Below are 25055 nucleotides of genomic sequence, written 5' to 3' on the forward strand. Positions count from 1 at the left end.
TCGATGCAGGGATCGTTTGCAGAAGGATTCAGGAATTATACAATAAATTCAACGGGGAAGGGGAAATGCCGAAGGGTGTTTTCAAGCTAGGTCAGGAAAGGCGCGGAAGGTTGGCCAAAAAGTTTTTGCCGTCCTTGTGGTCCCTGCTGTCCTTTTAAAAGGGACGGACTATTTGCGCACTATTTTTCCCTGTTCCATGGAGATGACATCGCTGCCGAGGCGCTCGGGCTGATCCGCCATATGGGTGGCCTGGATAACGGTCATTTCCTTTTCTTTCAGGGTCGGAATCAGTGCATCGAAAGCAGCAATGCTCTTCTTGTCCATGCTGGAGGTCGGCTCATCCATGATCAGGACTTTGGGGTCCAGGACCAGGGCCCGGGCAATGGCGACTCGCTGCATTTCGCCGCCGGAGAGTTCCCGGGCATTGCGCCGGCCGAAACCGGGCAGGCCGACCAGATCGAGGGCATCGTGAATCCGGCGGTGCTGCTCCTGCCCCTGGATTCCGCGGACCTTGAGGCCGTAGGCCAGATTGGCGCGGACCGACCGATTAAAGAGATAGGGCGCCTGGTGAACCATGGTAATATCCTGGCGAAGGCGCTTTAGGTTGCGCTTGCTCCAGGTGATTGTCTCCTCCTGGAAAAAGAGCTCTCCTTCGTTTGGTTCGAGCAGCAGGGCCAGAACCAGCAGCAGGGTACTCTTGCCGCAGCCGTTGGGCCCAACCAGGGAATAGATGCGGTTAGGCTGGAGGTCCAGTTCATCAATATCCAGGACCAAGTGGCCGTTGTAAGATTTTCGCAAGTTGCGCAGGGAATAGATCGGCTTCACGGGTTTACCTTTGTTGCAGAACATTGAGGAACAGGTTCACCAGCAGGGCGATGCTCAGCAGGATGATCCCCAGGGCCAGGCCGAAGGCGAACTCGCCCTTGGCGGTTTCCAGGGCTATAGCTGTCGTCATGGTGCGGGTATAGCCCTTGATGTTCCCCCCCAGCATGATCGCAATGCCGACCTCTGCGATGATTCGGCCGAAACCGGCAATTACGGCCGCCATGGCGGCGAAGCGGATCTCCATGAGCAGCGTCATGGACGCCCGGAAACGGCTGGCGCCGAGGGTCAGGGCAGTGGGCATGATGCGATTGTCCGCGGAACTCAAGGCGGCAAGTGTATAATGGGCTACGATTGGGGCCGCCAGGATGGTCTGGCCGATGATCATGGCATAGGGGGTGAAAAGCATTCCCATGAAACCGAGGGGGCCCCTGCGGCTCAGAAAGCCGAAGATCACCAAGCCGACAGCAACGGTAGGCAGCGCCATCATCGTATTGAGTATGACAACTGTAGCCCTTCGCCCAGGATAACGGCCGATGCCGATGAGCATGCCGGCCGGGATGCCCAGGATGGCGGCCAGGATGATGGCCGTGGAAGATGTGTAGATGGATGTCCAGGCGGCGTTGTAGACATCCGGATTGAGCGCAAAGATCTGCTCGATTGCAGTAAGCAGAGATTCAAGCAGAAAATCCAAGGATGACCTCCCTCAAGCTGCGGATGATTCAAAGTCGCCAAAAAAGGAATAAAATTGTGAAGGGACCCAATTAATGTTTTGCATCTATAATCCCCACGATCCTGCAGAAATTTTGCAAGGATAAGTAATCGAGTCGCAAAATGTCAAGACCGTTCTTTCTTTAATTTTATAACACAATTCCCAAGACCGGCATTCGGCCTTAATGCGAAAAAGCTTGTACTTTCTAGAATTTGATAAGTTTAAGAAAATAGAGTTAATTGCCGGATATGTGAACAGCAATATAGCCACCGAGAAGGGAGGTCAAAATGCTTGGCGCGATCGCCGGGGACATCATAGGTTCCCGCTTTGAATGGCGAAACATCAAGACCAAGGGATTTTCCCTGTTCAGCCCGGAATGTCGGTTTACCGATGACTCGGTATTGACCGTCGCCCTGGCGGACAGCCTCCTTTCCAGGGTGCCCTTTGCAGTCAAGCTCAAGGAGTACTATCATCTCTATCCCGATGCCGGATACGGCGGGCGGTTCCATCTCTGGGCCAACAGCGAAAGCATGGAACCGTATTATTCCTTCGGCAACGGGGCGGCTATGAGAACCAGTCCGGTGGCTTGGTTCTTCAACGATCTCGAGACGGTGCTCGGGGAGGCTGAGGCCAGCGCTGCCTGCACGCACAATCATCCCGAGGGGATTAGGGGCGCTCAGGCTACGGCGGCCGCCATTTTTCTGGCTCGCACTGGCCGGGGCAAGGACTATATCCGCGACTTTATCGTCGACCAATTCGGCTACGATTTTAATTGGAGGCTTGAAGACATCCGCCCCTATTACACCTTCGATGTGACCTGCCAGGGGTCGGTGCCACAGGCTATGCAGGCCTTTTTCGAGGCTGCAGATTTCGAGGACTCAATCCGCAACGCCATATCCATTGGCGGTGACAGCGACACCATCGCCTGTATCACAGGAGGGATAGCGGAAGCTTTTTTCGGAAAGGTGCCGATCTCGATCCGAAATGAGGTGATCGATCGTCTGGATGAGCGGCTCTCGGCAGTGGTTAAAATGTTCTTGCAGGCCGTCGGTCGCTGGTGAGAATCCCAGACGAAAAAAGAGCGATGGACTGAACCACCGCTCTCTTTTCGTATTGTTTTACCAGCCCCGGGAAAGCGAGCTATTCAAACTGGCTGGCATAAACGGCGTCGTTGTACAACCCTTCGCCGTACTGGTCCTTGCCGTAGTCACGGATGATCTGCTGTCCTTCGTCAGAAGCTACGAAATCGATGAATTGGGCGGCAGTTGCCGCGCCAGGAGTGGCGCCTTCCGGTTGACTCAAGGCATGGTAGGTGTTGATGATGAACTTGTCCCCTTTGAACAGAACTTTGAGGCCGGCCAGTTCTTTGCGTGCGGCAATCCAGGTGCTGCTGTCGGTCATGAAGTAGCCCTGTTCTTGATCCGCCCTTTTCAGAGTGGCCATCATGAAGTCCTTGGTGACGACGTACCAGTCGCCCTCAGGTTCGATACCGGCCAGCTTCCAGACCGCCAGCTCCTTTTTGTGGGTCCCTGAGTTGTCCCCCCGTGAAAAGAACTTGGACTGGGTTTTGGCGATTCGGGCATAGGCATCGGCCACGCCGGTCGCCGAGGCGATGCCGGCAGGGTCGGTGGCAGGGCCGACAATGTAAAACTCATTGGATCCGATCAGGGTTCGCTTTACGGCCCAGCCCTCGGCCACGGCTTTCTTTTCGGCGGTCGGGGCATGCACCATGATCATGTCGACTTCCCTGTTTTTCAGCAGCTCCAGGGATTTTCCCGAACCGGCTTTGACCCAGATCATGCTGGAGTCGGCTTTCTTCGAAAAGGCTTCAGCCAGCAGCTGCAGTAGACCGAGTTCGCCGGGGCTGCCGGTGGCGAGGCTGAAGCTGTTCGTTCCTTGGCCATAAGTGGCTTCCGCCTTGGGCTGGGCGAGGACCGGAAATGCAGTGACAAACAGAAAGCAGATCAGGGCGGCAAAGGAAAAATACTTTTTCATGCGTGTCTCCCGTTAAGTCAGGAAGGTTGTCCAGACAAACCTTCTTTATGCTGTGTGGGTTGGAAACAAAAACCCCTGCCGGGAAAAGATTCCCGGCAGGGAAGAAAAATTCCATTATCTTTTGACCGTTTTATTTCTTGTCATAGGTGAAGAACAGCTGCTTGCCGTTCAGGGTAAAGTTGTTGATCATCTTCTGTCCCTCGGGACCGGTCAGGAATTCAATGAAAGCCATGGCCTTGTCGTAGTTGACATGGGGGTGTTTTTCAGGATTGACGGCAATGACCCCATAGGGATTGAAAAGGGTTTCGTCCCCTTCCTTGACAATCTGCAGATCGGTTTTGTCCTCAAAAGCGATGTAGGTGCCGCGGTCGGCCAGCGTGTAGCCTTTCTTCTGGGTAGCCATCACGATGACCTCGCCCATGCCCTGTCCGGCTTCCACATACCAGTCACCCTTCGGTTCGACGCCGGCTTTTTTCCACAGCGATTTTTCCATGGTATGGGTACCGGAATCATCGCCACGGCTGATAAAGGTCGATTTGGATTTGGCAATTTTCTGCATGGCTTCAGAGACGGTCTTCGCCGATTTGACGCCGGCGGGGTCATTGGCGGGGCCCAGGATGATAAAGTCGTTGTACATGACGTCTCGGCGGTTGACACCGTAGCCCGATTCGACGAAGGCATCTTCCTTGCTGCGTGCATGCACCAGGGTGACGTCCACGTCGCCGGATTTGGCAAGCTCGATCGCCTTGCCTGTGCCGACAGAGATGACGTCGACCTTGACGTTGTTCTGCTTTTCAAAGGTGGGGAGCAGATGGTCCAGCAGCCCCGAAGCTTCCGTTGAGGTGGTGGTGGAGAGCTTGAGGCGCTCCTCGGCAAGGGCGCCGGTGCTCAGGAACGCCAGCAGGATCAGTGATGTGGAGAAAATACGCAGGAACGATTTCATTGGTTATGCCTCCTTCTACGCTGTTGAGTGATGATGGTTCCCGGGGTAGTTTTGGTGAAATAACGAATTAATTATACTGTATAGATGACTCTATAGCGAGCGATGGTATTAAAAAAAGGCACGTGCAGTCAATTGAAAATTAATTGAATGGGGATGGCAAAGTATTAAATTTATTGGAAAACAACAAAAAAGCCCTCGCAATCGCGAGGGCTTTTTCTTTCCATTTCAGGACAACGTCAATGTTTAGGACCCCGTTTCAGCGGCACAAGTTCCGCACCGACCGCTTCGGCGATCTGCTTCAGCTCGGACATGCGCATGTGCTGTCCATAAACCTTCAGATTGACGTCCGACACGGCGCTCACGATGTAGCGCGGCTGCTTGGAGCCATCCACCAGTTTTTCACGTTCCCGATAGAAAATTTTCCCTGCCATGATTCTTCTCCTTTCGGTGTACCGCTCTCATTAGCGGTAGAACAGTGACAAATGTATTATATCACTCCTGCGCCCATGTAGTGCAAGGCCACCGGAAAATTCTAATGCCAACGCCCTCAGCCCACCTCGACCCGGTTCCGACCTTTGGCCTTGGCCTCGTAGAGGGCCGTGTCCGCCCGTTGCAGCACCTCTTCCACCGAACCGTCTTCCGATTCCGCCATGGCCAGACCGATGCTGACGGTGATATTGATCGGGCCGTTTTCGCTCCCCACCCTCAGTTGGGCCAGGGCCTGACGAAGGCGCTCCGCAGTCAGCCGGGCTCCGCTGGGGTCCGTGTGGGGAAGCAGGGCGACGAACTCCTCCCCCCCCAGGCGGCCGAAAATATCGGTGGCTCGCAGGGTCGAAAGGCAGGTGGAGGCGACGCTTTTGAGCACCTTGTCCCCCACGTGATGCCCATGGCAGTCATTGATGTTCTTGAAATGGTCGATGTCGAGGATGAGCATCGGCAGGGGGCTGGCATAGCGCCGGCTGCGCATCAGCTCCTTGCGGGCGCATTCCAGGAAGTGGCGGCGGTTGCTGGTTTCGGTCAGGGGGTCGAGGGTGGCCAGGGTGCGCAGCTTTTCCTCCATCTGCTTGCGTTCCGATATGTCCCGCGCCACGCTGAGCACGGCCTGCTCGGCGTCGTATTCAATGGCCCGCGAATTGATCCAGATATTCCTTTCCTTTCCATCCGCTCCCACAAGACGTGTTTCAATGCAGGCCTCGCCGGTTTTCTGCAGTTGCGAAAGAATCTTACCCATCCGGGTTCTGGTTTCGCCGCAGATGTCGAGCAGGGACTGCTTCAGCAGGTCCTCCCGGGCGAAGCCGAGTTTCTCGCAGGCCACCTGATTGACGTCGAGGATTATCCAGGAAAAATCGTGAACGAACAGGTAGTCTCCAGCACTGTCGAAAATCGTCCTGTATTTTTTTTCGGAATATCGCAACACTTCGGCCAGCATTTTGCTTTCGGTCACGTCGCGGCCCACGAGGAAGAATTCTTTCCGTTTAATGTCGGCGAAAGCGCTCCAGGAGATCCATCGATAGGAATCATCCTTGCATAGTATCCGGTTTTCGAATCCCGAGATTTTCTGCCGCAGCAGCAGTCTTTCCTCGGCCTCGAGGGTCGCCTCCAAGTCCTGGGGATGGATCAGCGCCTGATACGGTCTGCTCCTCAACTCCTCCATCTGCCAACCCAATATACGGGTCCAGGAGGGGTTCAGATCCTTGAGGTAGCCGTCGAAACCGGCTATGCCGAGCATGTCGGGGGAGGCGTCGAATACTCTCTGGCGCTCGCTTTCCGCTCGTTTGAAATCGGTGATATCACGCACGTCGAGAAAAATATTATCGATCGTGCCGCCGCTTTCGCGAACAGGGTGATAGGTCATTGAAAGGAACCTTCGGCCGAGGGGGGGGAGGGAAAACCATTGTTCGAAAACAACGGTTTCGCCGGCGAAGGTGCGGTCCATGTGATCCCGGAAGGGATTTCCCGAGGCTTCCGTTTGTAGAAGGTCCGCCACCGGGGTGCCGAGGAGAGTTTCCCGATTTCTGCCGAAGGCTTGGCAAAAGGCATCATTCACCATGCGGAACAGGTGGGCACGGTCAACCAGGGCGATCATGCCGGGAGTGGAAGAGTCGGTCCGCTCGAAATAACCGAGTTCCTTGAAAGGGTCGGCAAGGGATGAATACTTCTTGCGGCCTGAAGGGATTGTCTCGTCCATGGTGTTTTCCTGCACTAAAAAAGCATTTATTGTCCCGTATTGTTCCGTGGTTTTTGATATTAGCTGCAACTTGCCGAAAACTGAAGTGTTTTTTTGAAAATACGCCCGTTTCCGCATCTGCTCGATTTTTCGGATTAAATTTTCCGCCCCATCCCTTCCACGCAGAGATTGGTTTAGGGTTTTTTCTTCCATCAAAAAATCGCTTGAAATACAGGATATATAGTGATAGATTCCTGCGCGTTGTTTACACTTTAGAATTTGAATGTTTTTTAAGGAAGCAAGGATGCCGAATATCAGAAGAGGGTCTTCCGACAAGGCACTGACCATCCTCAATGTATTTCCGACGACCGTATTTTTGCAAGTATTCCCTTTTTGTAATTGAATTAAAGTGACAACTCCCTTAAATCGGTCTACAAAAACTGAAAAAAATAAAGTATAGTTAGCCAGTTTGATTTAGGCTGTGCCGTCTTTCTGAATAGCGAGGAATCGCCGTGATCAATATTGACTGGACCCTGCTGGTGCAGGCGGTGAACTTTTTCATACTGCTCGGCCTTTTGCATTGGGTGCTGTATCGGCCGCTGCGTAAAGTCATCGATTGCCGTCAGGATGAAATCAAGGGCTCATTGGACCGGGTCAGGGAGTTGGAGGAAGATATTTCCGGCAAGCAGGCTGTCTATAAGGAAAAGGTTGAATCCGTTCGGGACGAAGCCCGCCAGCAGCGGGAAGAAATGCGCCACTCGGTTGCATCGAAGCAGGCCCAACTCCTGAGCGCTGCCCATGGACAGGTTGAGGCTTCCCGGGACAGTATCAGGGAAAGAATCGCAGCTCAAAGGAGCGAGGCCGCTGCCCTCCTCAAAGATGAGGCCAATCGCCTGGCCGCAGCCATTACCCGGAAAATTGCGGGGAGGTCGTTGTGAGAAAAAGCTTTTGCAGGCGGGCAGTAATGCCCTTGATCATCGGGGTGTGGCTGTTTCTTCTCCATGCCGGAATGGCGTCTGCGGCCGAAAACGGTCACGGAGGCGGCGACCTGCTCAAGGATTTCATCGCCCGCTTTGTCAACTTCGCACTGCTGGCCGGGCTGCTCTGGTTCTTTCTTCGCAAGCCGATAAAAAATGCTCTTGGCGAGCGGCGGGAGAAGCTCGCAGCGGCTCTGGAGGAGGCCCGCAGGGCCCGGGAGGAAGCCGAGGCGCGGGCCGCCCTGCTGGCTGCTCAACTGGAAGCCGGCAGCCGGGAGATCGAGCAGCTGCGGCGGCAGCTTGCCGACGAAACGGCAAAGGAACGGGCCCTGTTGACGCAACAGGCCGAACAGGCGGCAGAGTCGATTCTGCGCGAAGCGCGGAATCAGGCCGATCAGCAGCTCGAACGTGCCCGGCGTGAATTGCAGGCCGAGGCTGCCGCTCTGGCGATTGAGCTGGCGGAAAAGCAGCTTGCCACCGGTCTCACCGCGGCCGACCAGAAGCGTCTGGTTGACGAATCCCTGAAACAGGTAGGAGGGGGTCAATGAGCGATACCGTGATCGCCAAGCGCTACGCCAGGGCACTTGCGGAACTGGGCCGGGAGCATGGACAGGTGCAGGAGTTCGGACTGGAGCTCGAACGCCTTGTCGAGGCCTTTACCGTCGAACCCCGACTCGGTCTGCTGCTGACCAGCCCCTCCCTCGACGAGGAGAAAAAAATCGCCATTATTTCCGGCCTTGCCGATTATCTGCAGCTTTCAGCTATGCTTCGTAATTTCTGCGGCCTCCTGCTGAGCAGAAACAGGCTGCAGCTGCTGCCGGTCATTGCCGAGGTCTATAAGGGGTTGGCTGATGCCGTAATGGGCATTCAAAGGGCGCAGGTGACCAGCGTCGTTCCTCTCGAGTCCTATCAGCGGGAGGAGTTGCGGCAGGCATTGAGCGAACGCTGTGAGGCGAATGTCGTGCTTGAAGAAAAGATTGAGCCCGAGCTGCTCGGCGGGATCCGGGTACAGCTTGGCAATCGAGTCCTGGATGGCAGCGTCCGCACGCAGTTGCGACGGCTTGCCGGGAACATCAACAGAGGGTAAGGGACACATGGAAATCAGAGCGGCAGAAATCTGCAACATCATCAAAGAGCAGATCGAAAATTTCGAAAAGCAGATCGAAGTCAGCGAGATGGGCACCATCATCTCCGTCGGCGATGGCATCGCACGCATCCATGGACTCGAGCAGGCCATGGCCGGTGAACTCCTCGAGTTTCCCGGCGAAACCATGGGCATGGTACTCAATCTGGAAGAGGACAACGTGGGCGCCGCCATCCTGGGTGAAGCCCATCATATCAAGGAAGGCGACACGGTCCGGCGGACGGGACGTATCGTCGAGGTCCCCGTGGGGGAGTCCCTCGTCGGGCGGGTGGTGAACGGTATCGGACAGGCGATCGACGGCGGAGCTGAAATCGCTGCCGAGGAACGGCGGTATGTGGAAGTCAAGGCACCGGGGATCGTCACCAGGAAATCGGTGCATGAGCCCCTGCAGACCGGTATCAAGGCCGTCGATGCCATGGTGCCGATCGGCCGCGGCCAGCGCGAGCTGATTATCGGCGACCGTCAGACCGGCAAGACCGCCCTGGCTATCGACACCATCATCAACCAGAAGGGCCAGAACATCGTCTGCATCTATGTCGCCATCGGGCAGAAGCGCTCCACGGTTGCCCAGGTGGTCGACAAGCTGCGCCAGTACAATGCGATGGACTATACCATCGTCGTTTCCGCCAGCGCTTCCGACCCCGCCCCTCTACAGTTCATCGCCCCTTATACCGGGGTCACCATGGGGGAATATTTCCGGGACAATGGCAAACACGCTTTGATCATCTATGACGATCTCTCCAAGCATGCCGTCGCCTATCGCCAGCTTTCACTGCTTTTGCGCCGTCCGCCTGGACGGGAAGCCTATCCGGGCGACGTTTTCTATCTGCACAGCCGTCTTCTTGAACGCGCGGCTAAACTCAACGATGAACTGGGAGGCGGCAGTCTGACCGCCTTGCCGATCATCGAAACCCAGGCCGGTGACGTTTCCGCCTACATCCCCACCAACGTCATCAGTATTACCGACGGCCAGATTTTCCTCGAGACCGACCTGTTCTACAGTGGTGTGCGACCGGCCATCAACGTCGGTCTTTCCGTCTCCCGCGTGGGCGGCAGTGCCCAGGTCAAAGCCATGAAACAGGTCGCCGGTACCCTGCGTCTGGCGCTGGCCCAGTACCGCGAAATGGCCGCCTTCGCCCAGTTCGGATCCGATCTCGATGCCGCCACCCAGAAACAGCTCGCCCGCGGTGCCCGGCTGGTCGAAATTCTCAAGCAGCCCCAGTATCAGCCGCTGCCTGTCGAAAAGCAGGCCCTGCTGATTTTCTCCGCCAATAACGGATACATCGACGATATTCCGGTCAGCGCAATCCGAAAATTCGAAATCGAACTGTACAGCTATTTCGAAAACCGCCGTCCCGAAGTGCTGACCACCCTGCGGGAAAAGAAAGCCATCGATCCTGCCCTCGACGAGCAGATTCGGGCTGCCCTGGCGGAGTTCAAGGATCAGTTCAAACCTTAAAGGCTGTGATGAGTAATGAGTAATAGGTGATGAGTTAGGTAGAAAAGGTTTTACCGTATTCTTGTCACTCATTACTGATTACAGGATGTAAAAATGCCCAATCTCAAGGACATCAAAAAACGGATCAACTCGGTGCGCAGCACCCAGCAGATCACCAAAGCCATGAAGATGGTGGCGGCGGCGCGTTTCCGCAAGGCGCAGCAGGCGGTGGTGGCGGCACGGCCCTACTCGGACAAGATGCACTCCGTTCTCTCCAGCCTTGCGCTGCGCGAGGATCGCCGCGCCCATCCGCTGCTGGCCGAGCGAGGCAAGGAGTGCGCCCTGGTGGTGCTGATAACCTCAGACCGGGGGCTCTGCGGTGGCTTCAACACCAATGCCGCCAAAGCCGCCGAGCGCTTCATCCGGGAACGGCAAGGTGGGTTCGCACGCTACGAGATGCTGATTGTCGGCCGCAAAGGCAGGGAGTACATGCGGAGCCGATCGGAAGTGAACGTCGTCAAAAGCCATGAAGGGGTTACCAGTCAGGCTTCCTACCACGTCGCTTCTCTGCTGGGGCAGGAGATTGTGGCTGAATGGACCGAAGGGCGCTACGACGGTATCTTTCTTGTTTACAATACCTTCCGTAGTGCAATCAGCCAGGAGGTAACCGCGGATCAGCTGTTGCCCATCGTGCCTCGTCCCCTGGATGAGGGGGAGGTGGCCACCAGCTTTCTGTACGAGCCCAATCGGGTCGAAGTGCTGAGTTCGCTGCTGCCGAAGTATGTGGAAGTTCAGATCTACCGGGCCCTGGTGGAATCGCTGGCTTCCGAGCACGGAGCGAGAATGAGCGCCATGGACAGCGCCACCAGCAATGCCGCAGACATGATCAGTGCCCTGACCTTGCAGTACAACCGAGCCCGGCAGGCTGTGATCACCAAGGAACTGGTGGAGATCATATCCGGCGCCCAGTCGGTTCAGTAGGATTTCGTTTCCAGGGACTCGCGGGCCCTGAAATTGGCGGGCGGTAATTTTCCCCGGGAAGAACAACCAAAAACCGGCCGGCTCTGTTTTTGCCGGATGCGGTTGTCAGGAGGAATCGACATATGAATCAAGGAACCATCACCCAGGTCATCGGCCCGGTCGTCGACGTCGAATTCGCCGACGGCAAACTGCCCGAGATCTATCACGCCCTCAAAATTACCAACCCCTCGCTCGGTGAGGGCGAATGGAATCTGGTGGTCGAAGTGGCCCAGCATCTGGGCGAGAACGTCGTACGGGCCATTGCCATGGATTCCACCGACGGTCTTGTGCGCGGTCAGCCGGTCCTCGATACGGGGGCGCAGATCACCATGCCCGTCGGAGCGGGGACCCTTGGGAGGATTCTCAATGTGGTCGGCCAACCGGTGGACGAGATGGGCGAGGTCAAAACCGAAACCCGTTGGGAAATCCATCGTCCGACCCCTGAGTTCGTCGACCAGTCGACCAAGGTGGAAGCCTTCGAAACCGGCATCAAGGTCGTCGACCTCCTCGCCCCTTATGCCCGTGGCGGCAAGATCGGGTTGTTCGGCGGCGCCGGGGTCGGCAAGACGGTTCTGATCATGGAGCTGATTCACAATATCGCCAAGCAGCACGGCGGGTATTCCGTTTTCGCCGGAGTTGGTGAGCGCACCCGCGAAGGAAACGACCTCTGGAACGAAATGAAGGAGTCCGGGGTCCTCGACAAGGCGTCGCTGGTTTACGGCCAGATGAACGAGCCCCCCGGCGCCCGCGCCCGGGTCGCCCTGTCCGCCCTGACTGTCGCCGAATATTTCCGGGATGAGCAGAACCAGGACGTGCTGCTGTTCATCGACAACATTTTCCGCTTCACCCAGGCAGGCTCCGAAGTGTCCGCCCTGTTGGGTCGCATCCCTTCCGCCGTCGGCTATCAGCCTACGCTGTCAACGGAAATGGGCGAGCTGCAGGAGCGCATCACGACGACTCGGCACGGCTCCATCACATCGGTTCAGGCCATCTATGTGCCGGCCGACGACCTGACCGACCCGGCTCCTGCTACCGCCTTTGCCCATCTGGATGCGACAACCGTTCTTTCGCGGCAGATTGCCGAACTCGGCATCTATCCCGCCGTGGATCCTCTCGACTCCACCAGCCGCATCCTCGACCCCCAGGTCGTGGGCGACGAGCACTACCAGGTGGCCCGTGAGGTGCAGTTCGTGCTGCAGAGGTACAAGGACCTGCAGGACATCATCGCCATTCTCGGCATGGACGAACTTTCCGAGGAGGACAAGCTGGTCGTCGCCCGGGCACGGAAGATCCAGCGCTTTCTCTCGCAGCCTTTCCACGTCGCCGAAATCTTCACCGGCACGCCCGGCAAGTATGTCGAACTCAAGGATACCATCGCCGGTTTCCAGCAGATACTGGCCGGTGAACATGACGGGGTGCCCGAGCAGGCCTTCTACATGGTCGGCACCATTGAAGAAGTTTTGCAGAACGCCGCCCGTTTGGCCGGCTGAAGCGTCGGGGAGCTGAAAGCCGATGGCGAAACTGAAACTGGAACTGATCACCCCGGTCAAAAAGGTGCTCAGCGAAGAGGTCGACGAAATCGTTGCTCCCGGCAGCCTGGGTCAGTTCGGGGTGCTTCCGGGGCACACCCCGATGCTCACTACACTGCAGGTGGGCGAAATGTCCTACAGGCAGGGGGAGCAGCGCCATTATGTGGCGGTCAACTGGGGCTACGTGGAGATCGAAAACGATCTTGTGGTCATTCTGGTCGAAACCGCCGAGGCCGGGGACGAGATAGATCTGGAACGGGCTCGACGGGCGATGTCCAGGGCGGAAAAGGCTTTGTCCGAACTGAGCCCCGAAGACAAGGATTTCCGGGTTCGGCAGGCCGCTCTGGAGCGTGCTCTGGTGCGGATTCAAGTTGCCAGCAGGAAGGTGAAATAGACCATGGTTCACCCCTTTTTATTTATGCAGTGGCTGGTGGAGAAGCTGGGCTTCGGATTCACCTCTGAAGAGCTGCATCATTACGGCTACTTTAATCACATCACATATGCATGGGTCACCATGGGAATCCTGGTGCTGCTTGCCTGGTTGGCCGCCCGGAAGCTCAGCACCGTTCCCGGCAAAATGCAGAATTTCATGGAAGTGGTGTTCGAGCAGATCGAGCGGCTGATGGGCGAAACCATGGGGCGCAAGGGCCGGCCCTATTTCCCCCTGATCTGTACCTTGGCCCTGTTCATCCTGGTTTCCAACCTGATCGCCTTGCTGCCCGGATTCATGCCGCCGACGGCCAATCTCAACACCAATGGCGCTTTGGCCCTGACGGTTTTCTTCGGGACCCACATCATAGGGGTCAAGGAACACGGGTTGAAGTACCTGAAGCATTTTACCGGTCCCATCTGGTGGCTGATCCCACTCATGCTGCCGATCGAGCTGATCGGACATGTCGCCCGGCCGGTATCTCTCACTCTGCGTCTTTTCGGTAATATGTACGGTCATGAAGTGGTGCTGATGATCTTTTTGTTTCTTGCGCCCTTCATTGTGCCGCTGCCGATGATGCTGATGGGGGTCTTGATTGCCTTCATCCAGACCTTCGTCTTTACCTTGTTGACCATGATCTATATCGCCGGAGCCCTGGAAGAAGCGCACTGAGGCGCGGGGAGAAGCTTCGGAGGAATTGCCAGCTCATCATTCTAAAGTAAAAAGGAGAGGAAAAGATGGACTTTTTTTCATTGTGCATGATCGTTGCAGGATTCGGCATGGCGGTAGGTGTCATTCCTACCAGTCTGGCTCAGGGCATGGCCATCAGGAGTGCTCTGGAAGGGGTGGCTCGTAACCCCGGCGCGAGCGGCAAGCTTCTGACAACCATGATGATCGGTCTGGCGATGATCGAATCGCTGGCCATCTACGTCTTTGTCGTGGCGATGATCATCCTGTTCGCCAACCCCTTCACGGCAGATGTACTCAGCATGGCTGCCAAAGCTGCCCAGTAACGCCAATCACTTGCAAAACTCCCCGGCCCTATAGGCCAGGGGCAATGGCTAATGTCAATGGGTTTTCGGGGATGCAGGAAGGCGCTGCATCTCTGAAAACCTGTTTTTTTTTTGACTCATAAGACACCATAGGACCTATAGGACCCATAGGACATATAAGACCTGAAAAGCACTGTGCAGGTTTCCCGCCCGCCCCATGACACTTTCTGTAATACTTTTCATAACCGAAAACCGGCCTCCAAAAAGAAAAGATTATTCCAACTCTGGCTGAAAATTCTAAAAACAGGGCTTGGAACGCGCTAATTGTCCCAGGAGAAACGTCCTTCTTGGTAAGTTATGGTTAATGTGGGGAGAGGGTCGATTTTTTTTGGCTAAAAAGTGTTAATCCGAAGAGATTATTGTCCTGCAGGAGATTAAGAAAAAATCATAATTCTGGGGCTTTTCGAGTATAAGAATTAGGCGAAGCAAATTTTTGCCGACCTTTTCTTGAATCCTCTCGTTTTGCATTAGGAAAAGCAAAAAAACCGTTTTTGAGGGTGGAAGCCAGGTTGGATTTGTTTCATTTTTAATTTGGGCTGCAAATGGCTCATGAAAAGATGCCATCTCCGGAATTTTCAGCCTAGAAAATTTACATAATCATCAAACAGGCGTCGTCAGAAAATTCTGTTTTTTGGCCGACTATCGTCGGCCAAGGGTCTGGTCTGGGGGCAAGGGAGATCGTCGATTACAGGGGAAATATGGAGCTCGGTCAAAGGGCCTGCCCGGAAGCCCCGTCAGTCGGGATTTCGAACTTGTACCCGACACCATAGACGGAATGGATCAGTTCCTGGTCGGGAGCGACAGAGGTGATCTTCCTGCGCAGTTTCTTGATATGGCTGTCGATGGTCCTGTCGCTGACAATGCGCTGGTCGGAATAGATTTTTTCCATCAGCTGATTGCGGGAAAACAGTCTCCCGGGGTTGGCGGCGAGAAAATGCAGCAGTTTGAATTCCACTGCCGTCAAATCCAGGTCGCGGCCATGGAGGATGGCGCGATAGGTTGCCTCGTCGAGGGTCAGGCCCTCGGCCTGCACCGTTTCTCTGCCCTGGGTGCGGCGCAGCACTGCCTTGATCCGAGCCACCACCTCGCGGGGACTGAAAGGCTTGCAGACGTAGTCATCGGCTCCCAGTTCCAGTCCGAGAAGGCGATCGATTTCCTCCACCCTGGCCGTGACCATGATGACCGGCACATCCGAAAAGGATCGAATCTCTTTGCAGATGTCCATGCCGTCACGGCCGGGCAGCATCAGGTCGAGTACGATCAGGACCGGACGCTGCTCCCTGACCCAGGGCAGGACGGACAGCCCGTCGCTCAGGCAATGGGGTTCGAAGCCGGCCAGCCGCAGATAGTCCGCCAGGATGCCGGCCAGGCGCTCCTCGTCTTCCACAATCAGTATTTTTTTCATGACAGCTGCTGACCCTTCAGGGGAAAGACAATTTCCACTCCCAGGCCGCCGAGAGGCGACGGGAGGGCAATTATGGTTCCGTCATGCGCTTCCACGATGTTCTTGCACATCGCCAGACCGAGGCCGGCGCCGCCGGTCGCACGGCTGCGTGACCTTTCCACTCTGAAAAGCCGGTCGAACAGGCGCTCCAGCTTGTCATCGGGTACGCCGGGAGCCGAATCCTGAAAAAGAACGACGGCCCGGTTTTTGTCCCCGCTCATGCGAATGCGAAGTTCCCCGTCCCGGTCTGTATAGCGCAGGGAGTTTTCCAGCAGGTTGCCGAAAAGCTGGTGCAGGCGCCGTTCGTCGGCCTCAATGATAAAGGGCGTGCCCTGGGGGATCTCATCCACCAGGCGAATTCCCTGCATTTCAAACTCCCCGCGAAAAGATTCTATGGATGCAGCCAGGTTGTCCGCCAGATCAATTGGTTCCTTACGATAACTCAAGGCGCCGATATCTGCCAGGGAAAGCTGGTAGAGGTCGTCGACAAGACGGCTCAGGTGCATCACCTCCCCATGCAGCATGGCCATCGACTGGGGACTCAGGGGACGTACTCCGTCCTGCAGGGACTCGATTTCACCCCGCAGCACGGCCAGGGGCGTCCTCAGCTCGTGAGAAATGTCTGCAACCCATTGGCGACGCAACTGTTCGTTTTTCTCGAGGGTTTGCGCCAGGCTGTTGAAATCCCTTGCGAGCTGACCGAGTTCATCGGATGCTTCGGCAGGGACGCGGGCACTGTAGTCGCCTGCCGCCAATCGATGGGTGGCCGCCGCGACTCCCGTGATGCGCTTGACCAGGCGCCTTGCCAGAGGGATGGAAAGCAGGGCGGCCGCGGCGGCTGTAATCAGGGCGATCAGGGCGAAGGACTTGCGCTGTTTTTCCACGAAGCGCAGCTGGAGCGGGTCGACGATGTGCTTGGGGGGGACCATGCCCAGATAGCCGATGGTTCGACCCTGCGCTTCGAGAGAACGCAGGTCGATGTTTTCGAGAGGCCGATCGGGCCCGAACAGCAGGGATTTATCGGCATTCAGCAGCACTACCCGGCGCTCGAAGGTGTGCGGCGCCCTGCCGAACAACCTCCTGGGGAACCTGGACATCTGATTCGCGTGCGCCCCGGTTTCCCGACGGGTGTCGTTACGATAGGCGCGCTGTTCCTCCGGTACGGTCTGCTCCAGGAGCTTTCGCCAGACAAGGGGATCGTTCCCCAGGAAATCCCAGCTGCCGTACTCGGAATAAGCGTGTTCCAGGTGATCAGCCAAATCTTCGATACGGGCTTGTTCGATATTGTTAATGTAGCGGAGAAATCCTCGATCGAAGCTTATTTTCATCACGAAGAACATGACGGCGACCAGGGTACACGTCGCCAGCAGAAAAGCCAGGAAAAGCCGCTGGGTGATGCTGATTTTCATGCTTTTTCCGCCTCCGATTCTGTTTTGGGATGAAAACTAAGTACCATATCCCTGCTGGAGGATTCCAGGTGAAAGCCGGAACAGTTTTTATTTCCTTATTTCTTTCATAATTCCTGCAAGGTTGGGGTGTAAAAAGATTCCAGAAAACCCAGTAACACTCTGCTTCCGTCACCAAAGGAGAAAAACATGAAAAAGGGAATTTTGACACTTGGACTGATTTTCGTCATGGTGTTGACCTCCGCATTCACCGCCATGGCGTCCAGAGATGGGGGCCGGGGCCGCGGCGACCATCAGCAGCGGGGCAAGGGCAGGCTCTGTGCAATGAAAGGACCCGGTCATTCCCTGGCGCGTCTGCTCGGCCAGTTGGATCTCACGCCGGAACAGGAGCAGCAGGCCGACCGGCTGATTCAGGCCAATCGGGAAAAGGTTCAGGCTTTACGCGATCAGATGACTGCTGTCCGCTCCAAGCTGAACCAGGCGATGAATCCGAAAACCTTCGATGAAAAGGCTGTGCGTCAGGCTGCCGCCGAAAAGGCCCGAATTCAAACGGAAATGATGGTCAATCGGGCCAAAACGCATCAACAGATCTATGCCCTTTTGACTCCCGAGCAGCAGGAACTGGCCGATTTGGCCCGCAACCTTGAACGCCTGGGGGGAGGCCGCCAGAAAAAAGGATTTCGCCAGGCATGCGATTTCATGGGGCCGAGAGGGCCACGCAACGCAGAGTAGGGTGTAACGCAATCCAGATCGATCAAGGAAAAGGCCTGCTCCGAAATTCCGGGGGCAGGCCTTTTGATATTTAAGGTTGGATCGTTTTGGGGGATGGAATTAAAAAAGTTTATGGTAAATCCAATTTTATATATAAAATTAAACATAAAAATTTTTGGAATATTATTTGCTTAGAGACCATTAAAACCGCACGACCAGCTATCAAATCCTGTTTCCAAGGGGAAATAGCAGAGCTTTCGGATATCCTATTCAAGCGACGGGAAAAGCCCGTTGCTGATGCTTTTGTTATCTGCAGATATTTAAAAAAGAGGGATCAGCATGAACATTCGCGTGAAGATTACGGCAATGGGAATCGGTCTGGTTTTTCTTACGGCACTATTTATCGCCGGAGCGGCTGTTTATCAGAAAGGGGTCATCCAGAACAAGATCGACGAGGTGATCAAACGGCAGGGCATGGATGAAACGGCGAAAGTTGCGCAGAGCGTCTACCTGATGTGTCAAGCCATGTACGAGTCGGTGACCCAGACCGTGGCCAACAATCTCAAAGTCGCGGAAGAGGTCATGACAGGAATGGGACCGGTGTCCTTTTCCACCGAGACCGCCGAGTGGGAAGCCGTCAACCAATTGAACAAGGAGCGGCGACAGGTCGTGTTGCCGAAAATGCAGGTGGGGGGCAAATGGCTCGGCCAGAACTATTCGTCGGATACCGCCACCCCTCTGGTGGACAAGGTCAAGGATCTGGTCGGGGGAACCTGCACCATTTTTCAACGGATGAATGCTGAAGGGGACATGCTGCGGGTGGCAACCAACGTGCAGAAACTGGATGGCACGCGCGCCATCGGCACCTATATCCCCCATAAAAATCCCGATGGCAAACTTAACCCGGTCATCGAGGCCGTGCTGCGCGGCGAGACCTTTACCGGCAGGGCCTACGTGGTCAATGCCTGGTATATCACGGCCTACAAGCCGATCTGGGATTCCCGGCATGAACAGGTCGTCGGTGTCCTCTATTTTGGCGAAAAGCAGGAGAATGTCTCCAGTCTCCGCAAGGGCATCATGGATGCGGTTGTCGGCCAGACCGGTTACGTCTTTGTGCTTGGGGGCCAGGGGGATCAGAAAGGGGTTTACCTGGTATCGAAGAACGGTGCTCGCGATGGGGAAAACATCTACGATATGCAGGATGCAGAAGGCCGCTATTTCATCCGTTCTCTGATCGACAAAGCCCTGGCGCCACAGAATGACCCAAAAGGCATTCCGGTCTCCTATGAACGGTATGAATGGCAGAACGAAGGTGAAGCCAGACCGCGGGCCAAAATCGCAGCGGTCACCTACTTTGCCCCCTGGGACTGGGTGATCGGGGCCACTATCTACGAGGACGACCTCGAGGGGGCCCGAAACCAGGTAGAGGCGGGTCTTGGCAAGATGGTGAAACAGATTCTGTGGGTGGCGGCCCTGATCGTGTCGGTGGCGGCGGTGGCCGGTTACCGGCTGGCCAGGAACATCAGTCTCCCGTTGCGCAAGGCTGTCGCCATGATTCAGGATCTGGAACGGGGCAAGCTGGACAGCCGTCTGCGTATGCAGCGCAGGGATGAAATCGGGCAGATCGCCGAGGCGATGGACGGGTTTGCGGAAAATCTGCAGGGGGAAGTTGTGACCGCATTCCAAAAACTTGCGGAGGGCGACTTCACTTTCGAGGCCCAGGGGGTGATACGGGAACCTCTGGCGCAGGCCAACCGGGCTCTGGTCGAGGTCATGACCCGGGGCCAGGTTGCGGCGGCCCAGATTGCCGAGGCATCGGCCCAGGTTTCCGATGCGGCCCAGAGCCTGTCGCAAGGGGCCACCGAGTCTGCTGCTTCCCTTGAGGAAATCAGCGCTTCGATGACGGAGCTGGCCAGCCAGACCCGGCGCAATGCCGACAACGCCGACAAGGCGAACAAGTTGTCGACGGAGACCCGGGAAGCGGCAGCCAGAGGCGCTGAACTGATGAAGGACCTGGTCCGGGCCATGGAGGACATCGAGAAAGCCAGCGAAGACATTTCGAAAATCAATCGGGTGATCGATGAGATCGCGTTCCAGACCAATCTGCTGGCCCTGAACGCGGCCGTGGAGGCAGCGCGGGCGGGCCAGCACGGCAAAGGGTTCGCGGTCGTGGCAGAAGAAGTTCGCCATCTTGCTGCGCGGAGCGCCAAGGCGTCCGAGGAGACGGCCCTGCTGATCGAGAACGGTCTGGAAAAATCCCGCGGCGGTTGCGATCTCGCCGACAGAACCTGGAGTGCCCTGCAGGACATTGCGGCCGCAGCCGAGCAGGCCGCCGCCCTTATTTGCGAAATCGCAGCTTCTTCCGGGGAGCAGGCGGAAGGTATCGGGCAGGTCAACCAGGGATTGGGGCAGATCGATCAGGTGACCCAGCAGAACACGGCCAATGCCGAGGAAAGCGCCGCTGCGGCAGAGGAGTTGGCAGGGCAGGCAGACTATCTGCGGCAGATGCTGGGAAAATTCCGGTTGAAAAAAGAAGGGGAGTCTCCCGCCCGGATAACCATCTGAAGCTGTGAGTCAGGCCGGACAGGGTTTTTGCATTCCGCAGCGGGAGCGGACATCAAAAGGGGGCACGGGATGCCCCCTTTTGATGCATCGTGGCGCTATTCGGCTTTCAGTTCTCTTTTTTCCTCGTTCCGCCTGCTGTATCCATTTATGACCTTTTTTATGGCGGAAATGGAAAAGGGCTTGGTGACGACCTCGGAAAAACCTGCGGCAAAGAATTTTTCCCGGTTTTCATCCATGGCGTGAGCGGTAATGGCAATAATGGGAATATCGCGGTTCAGGTTCGATTCCGAGTACTTGCGGATGCGCCTGGTCGCGGTAATGCCGTCCATTTCCGGCATGGATACATCCATCAATACCAGATCGAACGGTTCCTTTTCCAGCAAACCCAAGGCGTCGGCGCCGTTTTCCACCGTCTTCGGGCAGCAGCCCAGATCCTGCAGGATGGTCAGGATCAGGTGACGATTGAGTGGATCGTCTTCAGCCAGAAGAACTTTCAAGCCTTCACAGGAGGGGCTTTCGGGAACCGAGAGAAGTTCGCCCTCCAGGGACGCCTTTTTCCTGTTGCTCGGCAGGTCGAAGTAAACCGTGAAATGGAAGGAGGCCCCCCCTTCGGGATTGTTCTCGCACCAGATCCGGCCGCCCATCATCGTGACAAGCTTTCGGCAGATGGCCAGACCCAGGCCGGTTCCACCAAACTTGCGGGTGATGGAATGGTCCCCTTGGACGAAGGGCTGAAAAATATGATTGATCGCTTCCGGTGTCAGTCCGCACCCGGTATCCTGAACGGAAAATTCGACCACCACCTTTTTCTCTTCCCTGTGCAGCAGGCGGGCTCTCAGAGTGATTTGGCCTTTTTCGGTAAACTTGATGGCATTCGATATGAGGTTGGAAAAAACCTGCTTCAGGCGCAGGGCATCTCCAACCAGAATCGTCGGGATGTCCTTTTGCAGGTCGATAATGCATTCCAGGTTCTTGGCTTCGAAGCGGGGACGTTGCAAACTCAGGATCTCTTCGATGATCGATCCGAGCGCGAACGCCTCGTTGTTCAGAGTCAGCTTGCCCGCCTCGATCTTGGAGAAATCCAGGATGTCATCCAGAATCGCCAAGAGATTCTCTGCAGAGACCCGCAGAATGCGCAGAATTTCCTCCTGCCGTGATGTGAGGTCGGTCGCCTCGAGCAGTTGAACTGTTGCGAAAATGCCGGTCATCGGGGTGCGGATTTCATGGCTCATATTGGCCAGGAAGATGCTCTTGGCGGCGTTGGCACTGTCCGCCTGCTCCTTGGCCAGTTGCAGCATTTCGGTCCTTTCCGCAACCTTTCGTTCCAGCTCCTCGTAGGACCGGGCCAACTTCTGCTCCGCTTCCTTGATGCGGGAAATATCGGTAAAGGTCATAACAACGCCGTCAATAACCCTGTTTTCGTTCCTGAAGGGCAGCAGTCGTTTCAACAGCCATTGACCTTCCTGGGTAAAAACTTCTTTTTCCATCGTCTTGCCCGTGGACAGCACTTCCCGCACGTCCTTCAGCATCTGCTCCTGATTGGCGAGATGATAGGCGATATGGTCGATGGGGCGGCCGATATCCTGGGGCAGAAGTTTGAAGATTTTGACGATCGCAGGATTGAATTTGCGGATCAGCAGATCCTTGTCGATGTAAACGGTGCCGATCTCGATGCTGGTCAACAGGTTTTCATGGTCCTGGTTGAGCTGTTTGAGCTCCTTGTTCTTGAGTTCGAATTCCGCATTGACCGTATAGAGTTCCTCGTTGACCGAGTGCAGCTCCTCATTCGTACTCTGCAACTCCTCATTGGAGGCCATCAGCTCTTCGTTGGTCGTCTGCAGTTCCTCATTGGATGTCTGAAGTTCCTCGATGGTGGTCTGCAGATTCTCCTTGGTGATCTGGAGCTCCATTTCGAGTTCGACAATGCGCTGATTGAGATAATCCGGGATTTCCTTCTGCGGGATATCGCAGATTTCCTGTTCAATGTGCGCACTGGGTTTTTCCGGGACGGCGGGGGAAACAGAAACGAAGTAATGCACCGACTTGGTTTTGTTGTCGTTGATGCATTCCACCCGCAGATCATGGGTCTTTTTGTCCTGCGCACCGAGCCGGATGGCATGACGCGCGGTCACCTTGGCGCAATTCTGGGCGGCCCTGTGCAGGGCCGTGCTCAAGGGTATTTTCAGGCTTTCATGGACCAGGTCGAGCAGATCGTTTTCGTAGCGTCCGTGGGGTTGTCTCAACAATTTTGTAACATCGCCGAAACAGTGCAGAATGCGACGATTTTCATCCACCAGAATTCCGGGAGGCATGTATTCTTCCAGCAGGATGTCGTAATCGTGCATCAGCTGACGATCCAGGCTTACGGTCATGCGGTGGGTCGAAATGCCCAGATTCGGCAGGGTCATGAACTTTCTGCTGGGTTCCATATTCATTTCGAGGGCGATCTTGACATCGCGGATCTTGCGGAAGATCTTGCCGGGGCTGTCGACCGTTTCGAATTCTCCGGCGATTTTGCCCAGCCCCTCGCTGCTGCCCAGAAACAGCGTGGCGTTCAGTTTAAGGGCGAAATGGAACAGGGCGAGCACCTTTTCCTGGATTTCAGGCTGGAGATAGATCAGCAGGTTGCGGCAGCAGATCAGGTCCATCCGGGTAAAAGGAGGGTCGTTGATCAGATTGTGAGGTGCGAAAACGATCATCTTGCGGATGTCCTGGATCACCTGGTACTTCCCGTCCGGGCGCTGGATGAAAAACCTCTCCAGACGCTCGGGCGAAACGTTTTTCAGGCATTGGTCTCCATAGACACCCAAAGAAGCAACATCCAGAGAACTGCGGTGGACATCCGTGGCGAAAATCGTGATGTTTCCGCGCCATTCATGTTCCTCCGCCAGTTCGGACAGCAAGATGGCCAGGGAGTAGGCTTCCTCACCGGTGGCGCAACCAGCGGTCCAGGCCCGGAACTCTTCGTCATGATGACGGTCTTCGAATGCCTTCTTGAGGGCCTGTTCGCGAAGCCGTTCGAAGTATTTGGGATCCCGGAAAAATTCGGTGACTCCGATCAGCAGGTCGCGGTACAGGGAGTCAAGTTCATTGATGTCGCTGGCAAGATAGGCGGCATATTTGTTGGGATTGCCGATCTTCAGAAATTCCATGCGCCTCTGAATCCTGCGGCCGACCGTAGGCGGTTTGTATCGGGAGAAGTCGAGGTTGAACTGGCTGCGAAGGACGGCAAACACCTGCTGATATTCTCCGCTGTCATCATCGACGGGGAATTCCTGGAGGACCTTGAACCGATCATTATCCGGAGCGGCACAATACTCCTGGATCAGCCGGGGCATCATGGAAGGTTCAAGCATCATATGGCACTTTCCCGTGGCAAAAGCGCTGCGGGGCATGCCGTCGAACTGTGCAGAGTCGATCGACTGCACCAGGACCAGACCACCGGCATCATGAATATTGACCAGTCCGCGGGTGCCGTCGCTGCCTGTCCCCGACATGACCACGGCAATGGCCTGCTTTCCAAACTCCTTGGCCAGCGAGCGGAAAAAAACGTCGATGGGCAGGTCCGGGTGCTGCTGTCCCTGTTCGAGGGACTCCAGATAAAGCTGACCCACGGAGACGGTCATGCGGGACTTGGGGGGTATAAGGTATATGGAGTTTTTCTCAAGAGGAATGCCGTCCGTGACCCGGTGGATGGCCATTTTCGTGTGCCGGGCCAAAAGGTCGTCCATCAGGCTTTTGAAGTCGGGAGACAGATGCTGGATCACCACGAACGCCAGGCCGCTGTCCGAGGGCATATGGTCAAAAAACTGTTCGAGAGCTGCCAGGCCGCCGGCAGAGGCACCGATGGCGACCACGAAAGAGGGTTTTTCAGACATCTACGACCTCACCAACCCGTAGGTTTCCGTTTTTGATAAAAGGTTGCGAATCCTATTGATTAAACAGACCGAAGCGAAATATGCAAGGAAAAATCAGCATTTTAACGGTATTTTAATCAATCGGGAATTTAAAGGCCACGGGGGAGGGAGAAGGAAATCTGAAGCGCCTCGCAAATGGCAGTTCGTGCGGTCAATATTAAAGCGGCTTGGACGCGGAATGGTAAAAAGGCTTTTACCATTCCGCAAAGCCGTGTCGATTTATTCCTGCTCGCTGATCTCTTCAGACATCTTGGCCATGGCTTCCTGCACCTTGGCGTCCATCATAAACCGCATGGAGTTCATCATTGCTGACGAAAACCTGGAGGATGCCTGTTCGACACGCTGCACCTCATCCTCAAGACCTTTCGGAACGACACCATTTTCAAAATCAGGATACTTCTTCTGAAATTCCTGAAGCTGAGGAATCAATTCTTTCATGCCCGCGGTGTATGTTTCAATGACTTTCACCATATCGTCTGCGCTTTGGGCTTTTTCCATGCCGTCGACAAATTTTTCCATGACATCGGCCTGTTTCTTCATCAGCGATTCCAGATCACCGGTCCCATCTGAACTGCAGGCAGTCATAAAAAGGGCGGTGAAAAGGATTGACAACAGAACAATCACATGTTTCTTCATGAAATATCCCTCCTTGATTTTTTGAACAGAAAAAGACAAAAGCCGGATTGGGAAAAGCAACGGGCGAAAAGCCGAATGAATGCAATGAAATTACAAACATCTGGGGAAAAGGTCAACGAATTTTAAAAAAGACATTCAGAACCGCAG

General features: G+C 55.6%; 22 protein-coding genes. 12 read left to right on the plus strand and 10 right to left on the minus strand.

Translation table 11 applies throughout. The annotated features are described in order from the left end of the window. Positions 1 to 168: 168 nt before the first annotated feature. Both R2940_02115 and R2940_02120 read right to left on the minus strand, forming a co-directional pair. Positions 169 to 825: an ATP-binding cassette domain-containing protein gene (locus R2940_02115; GenBank protein MEZ4598566.1), complete on the minus strand. Its 657-nt coding sequence runs from the start codon at positions 823 to 825 to the stop codon at positions 169 to 171. A 4-nt stretch (positions 826 to 829) separates the two neighbouring features. Further along, complete coding sequence (locus R2940_02120) at positions 830 to 1516, minus strand: ABC transporter permease (protein ID MEZ4598567.1); 687 nt, start codon at positions 1514 to 1516, stop codon at positions 830 to 832. 305 nt (positions 1517 to 1821) lie between these two features. Here R2940_02120 and R2940_02125 point away from each other — a divergent pair, with 305 nt between their 5' ends. Further along, complete coding sequence (locus R2940_02125) at positions 1822 to 2595, plus strand: ADP-ribosylglycohydrolase family protein (protein ID MEZ4598568.1); 774 nt, start codon at positions 1822 to 1824, stop codon at positions 2593 to 2595. 79 nt (positions 2596 to 2674) lie between these two features. On the opposite strand, the gene R2940_02130 is transcribed toward R2940_02125, so the two are convergent. The 4 genes from R2940_02130 to R2940_02145 all read right to left on the minus strand — a co-directional run bounded on the left by R2940_02130 (position 2675) and on the right by R2940_02145 (position 6660). Next, positions 2675 to 3529 (minus strand): substrate-binding domain-containing protein, encoded by an 855-nt coding sequence (locus tag R2940_02130; GenBank protein MEZ4598569.1) that lies wholly within the window; start codon positions 3527 to 3529, stop codon positions 2675 to 2677. 130 nt (positions 3530 to 3659) lie between these two features. Beyond that, complete coding sequence (locus tag R2940_02135; GenBank protein MEZ4598570.1) at positions 3660 to 4472, minus strand: substrate-binding domain-containing protein; 813 nt, start codon at positions 4470 to 4472, stop codon at positions 3660 to 3662. 236 nt (positions 4473 to 4708) lie between these two features. Then, positions 4709 to 4903 carry a hypothetical protein gene (locus R2940_02140; GenBank protein ID MEZ4598571.1) on the minus strand — a complete coding sequence of 65 codons (195 nt, stop codon included), beginning with the start codon at positions 4901 to 4903 and terminating at the stop codon, positions 4709 to 4711. 116 nt (positions 4904 to 5019) lie between these two features. Further along, entirely contained in the window at positions 5020 to 6660 is a 1641-nt protein-coding gene (locus R2940_02145; protein MEZ4598572.1) for a diguanylate cyclase, read from the minus strand. 491 nt (positions 6661 to 7151) lie between these two features. Between R2940_02145 and R2940_02150 the strand changes: the two genes are divergently transcribed. The 9 genes from R2940_02150 to R2940_02190 all read left to right on the plus strand — a co-directional run bounded on the left by R2940_02150 (position 7152) and on the right by R2940_02190 (position 14190). Next, a complete protein-coding gene (locus R2940_02150; GenBank protein MEZ4598573.1) occupies positions 7152 to 7577 on the plus strand; it encodes an ATP synthase F0 subunit B in 426 nt (141 codons plus the stop codon). 26 nt (positions 7578 to 7603) lie between these two features. Next, positions 7604 to 8164 (plus strand): hypothetical protein, encoded by a 561-nt coding sequence (locus R2940_02155; protein ID MEZ4598574.1) that lies wholly within the window; start codon positions 7604 to 7606, stop codon positions 8162 to 8164. Next, a complete protein-coding gene (atpH, locus tag R2940_02160; protein MEZ4598575.1) occupies positions 8161 to 8703 on the plus strand; it encodes an ATP synthase F1 subunit delta in 543 nt (180 codons plus the stop codon). The genes R2940_02155 and atpH overlap by 4 nt, the downstream gene beginning before the upstream one ends. A 7-nt stretch (positions 8704 to 8710) precedes the next feature. Then, positions 8711 to 10219, plus strand: a complete 1509-nt coding sequence (gene atpA / locus R2940_02165) for a F0F1 ATP synthase subunit alpha (GenBank protein ID MEZ4598576.1) — start codon at positions 8711 to 8713, stop codon at positions 10217 to 10219. A 93-nt stretch (positions 10220 to 10312) separates the two neighbouring features. Further along, positions 10313 to 11179, plus strand: coding sequence for an ATP synthase F1 subunit gamma (gene atpG / locus R2940_02170; GenBank protein ID MEZ4598577.1), 867 nt, complete (start codon positions 10313 to 10315; stop codon positions 11177 to 11179). A gap of 122 nt (positions 11180 to 11301) precedes the next feature. Then, entirely contained in the window at positions 11302 to 12708 is a 1407-nt protein-coding gene (atpD, locus tag R2940_02175; GenBank protein ID MEZ4598578.1) for a F0F1 ATP synthase subunit beta, read from the plus strand. 22 nt (positions 12709 to 12730) lie between these two features. Then, a complete protein-coding gene (locus R2940_02180) occupies positions 12731 to 13141 on the plus strand; it encodes a F0F1 ATP synthase subunit epsilon (GenBank protein MEZ4598579.1) in 411 nt (136 codons plus the stop codon). A 3-nt stretch (positions 13142 to 13144) separates the two neighbouring features. After that, positions 13145 to 13849, plus strand: coding sequence for a F0F1 ATP synthase subunit A (atpB, locus tag R2940_02185; protein MEZ4598580.1), 705 nt, complete (start codon positions 13145 to 13147; stop codon positions 13847 to 13849). Between the two features lie 65 nt (positions 13850 to 13914). Then, entirely contained in the window at positions 13915 to 14190 is a 276-nt protein-coding gene (locus R2940_02190; GenBank protein MEZ4598581.1) for a F0F1 ATP synthase subunit C, read from the plus strand. 748 nt (positions 14191 to 14938) lie between these two features. Here R2940_02190 and R2940_02195 read toward each other — a convergent pair. Together R2940_02195 and R2940_02200 are read right to left on the minus strand one after the other, a co-directional pair. Then, the gene (locus tag R2940_02195) at positions 14939 to 15634 is read right to left on the minus strand and encodes a response regulator (protein ID MEZ4598582.1); all 696 of its coding nucleotides are present in this window, start codon (positions 15632 to 15634) and stop codon (positions 14939 to 14941) included. Further along, positions 15631 to 17082, minus strand: coding sequence for an ATP-binding protein (locus tag R2940_02200; protein ID MEZ4598583.1), 1452 nt, complete (start codon positions 17080 to 17082; stop codon positions 15631 to 15633). The genes R2940_02195 and R2940_02200 overlap by 4 nt, the downstream gene beginning before the upstream one ends. 186 nt (positions 17083 to 17268) lie before the next feature. Here R2940_02200 and R2940_02205 point away from each other — a divergent pair, with 186 nt between their 5' ends. Next, positions 17269 to 17811 carry a Spy/CpxP family protein refolding chaperone gene (locus R2940_02205; protein ID MEZ4598584.1) on the plus strand — a complete coding sequence of 181 codons (543 nt, stop codon included), beginning with the start codon at positions 17269 to 17271 and terminating at the stop codon, positions 17809 to 17811. A 318-nt stretch (positions 17812 to 18129) separates the two neighbouring features. Next, the gene (locus R2940_02210) at positions 18130 to 20355 is read left to right on the plus strand and encodes a methyl-accepting chemotaxis protein (protein MEZ4598585.1); all 2226 of its coding nucleotides are present in this window, start codon (positions 18130 to 18132) and stop codon (positions 20353 to 20355) included. 95 nt (positions 20356 to 20450) lie between these two features. Here the strand turns inward: R2940_02210 and R2940_02215 are convergent, their stop codons facing one another. After that, positions 20451 to 24233: a chemotaxis protein CheB gene (locus R2940_02215; protein ID MEZ4598586.1), complete on the minus strand. Its 3783-nt coding sequence runs from the start codon at positions 24231 to 24233 to the stop codon at positions 20451 to 20453. Positions 24234 to 24491: 258 nt separating this feature from the next. Then, positions 24492 to 24908, minus strand: a complete 417-nt coding sequence (locus tag R2940_02220; GenBank protein MEZ4598587.1) for a hypothetical protein — start codon at positions 24906 to 24908, stop codon at positions 24492 to 24494. Between the last annotated feature and the right edge of the window lie 147 nt (positions 24909 to 25055).

The sequence above is a fragment of the Syntrophotaleaceae bacterium genome (assembly GCA_041390365.1).
Lineage (GTDB): Bacteria > Desulfobacterota > Desulfuromonadia > Desulfuromonadales > Syntrophotaleaceae > JAWKQB01.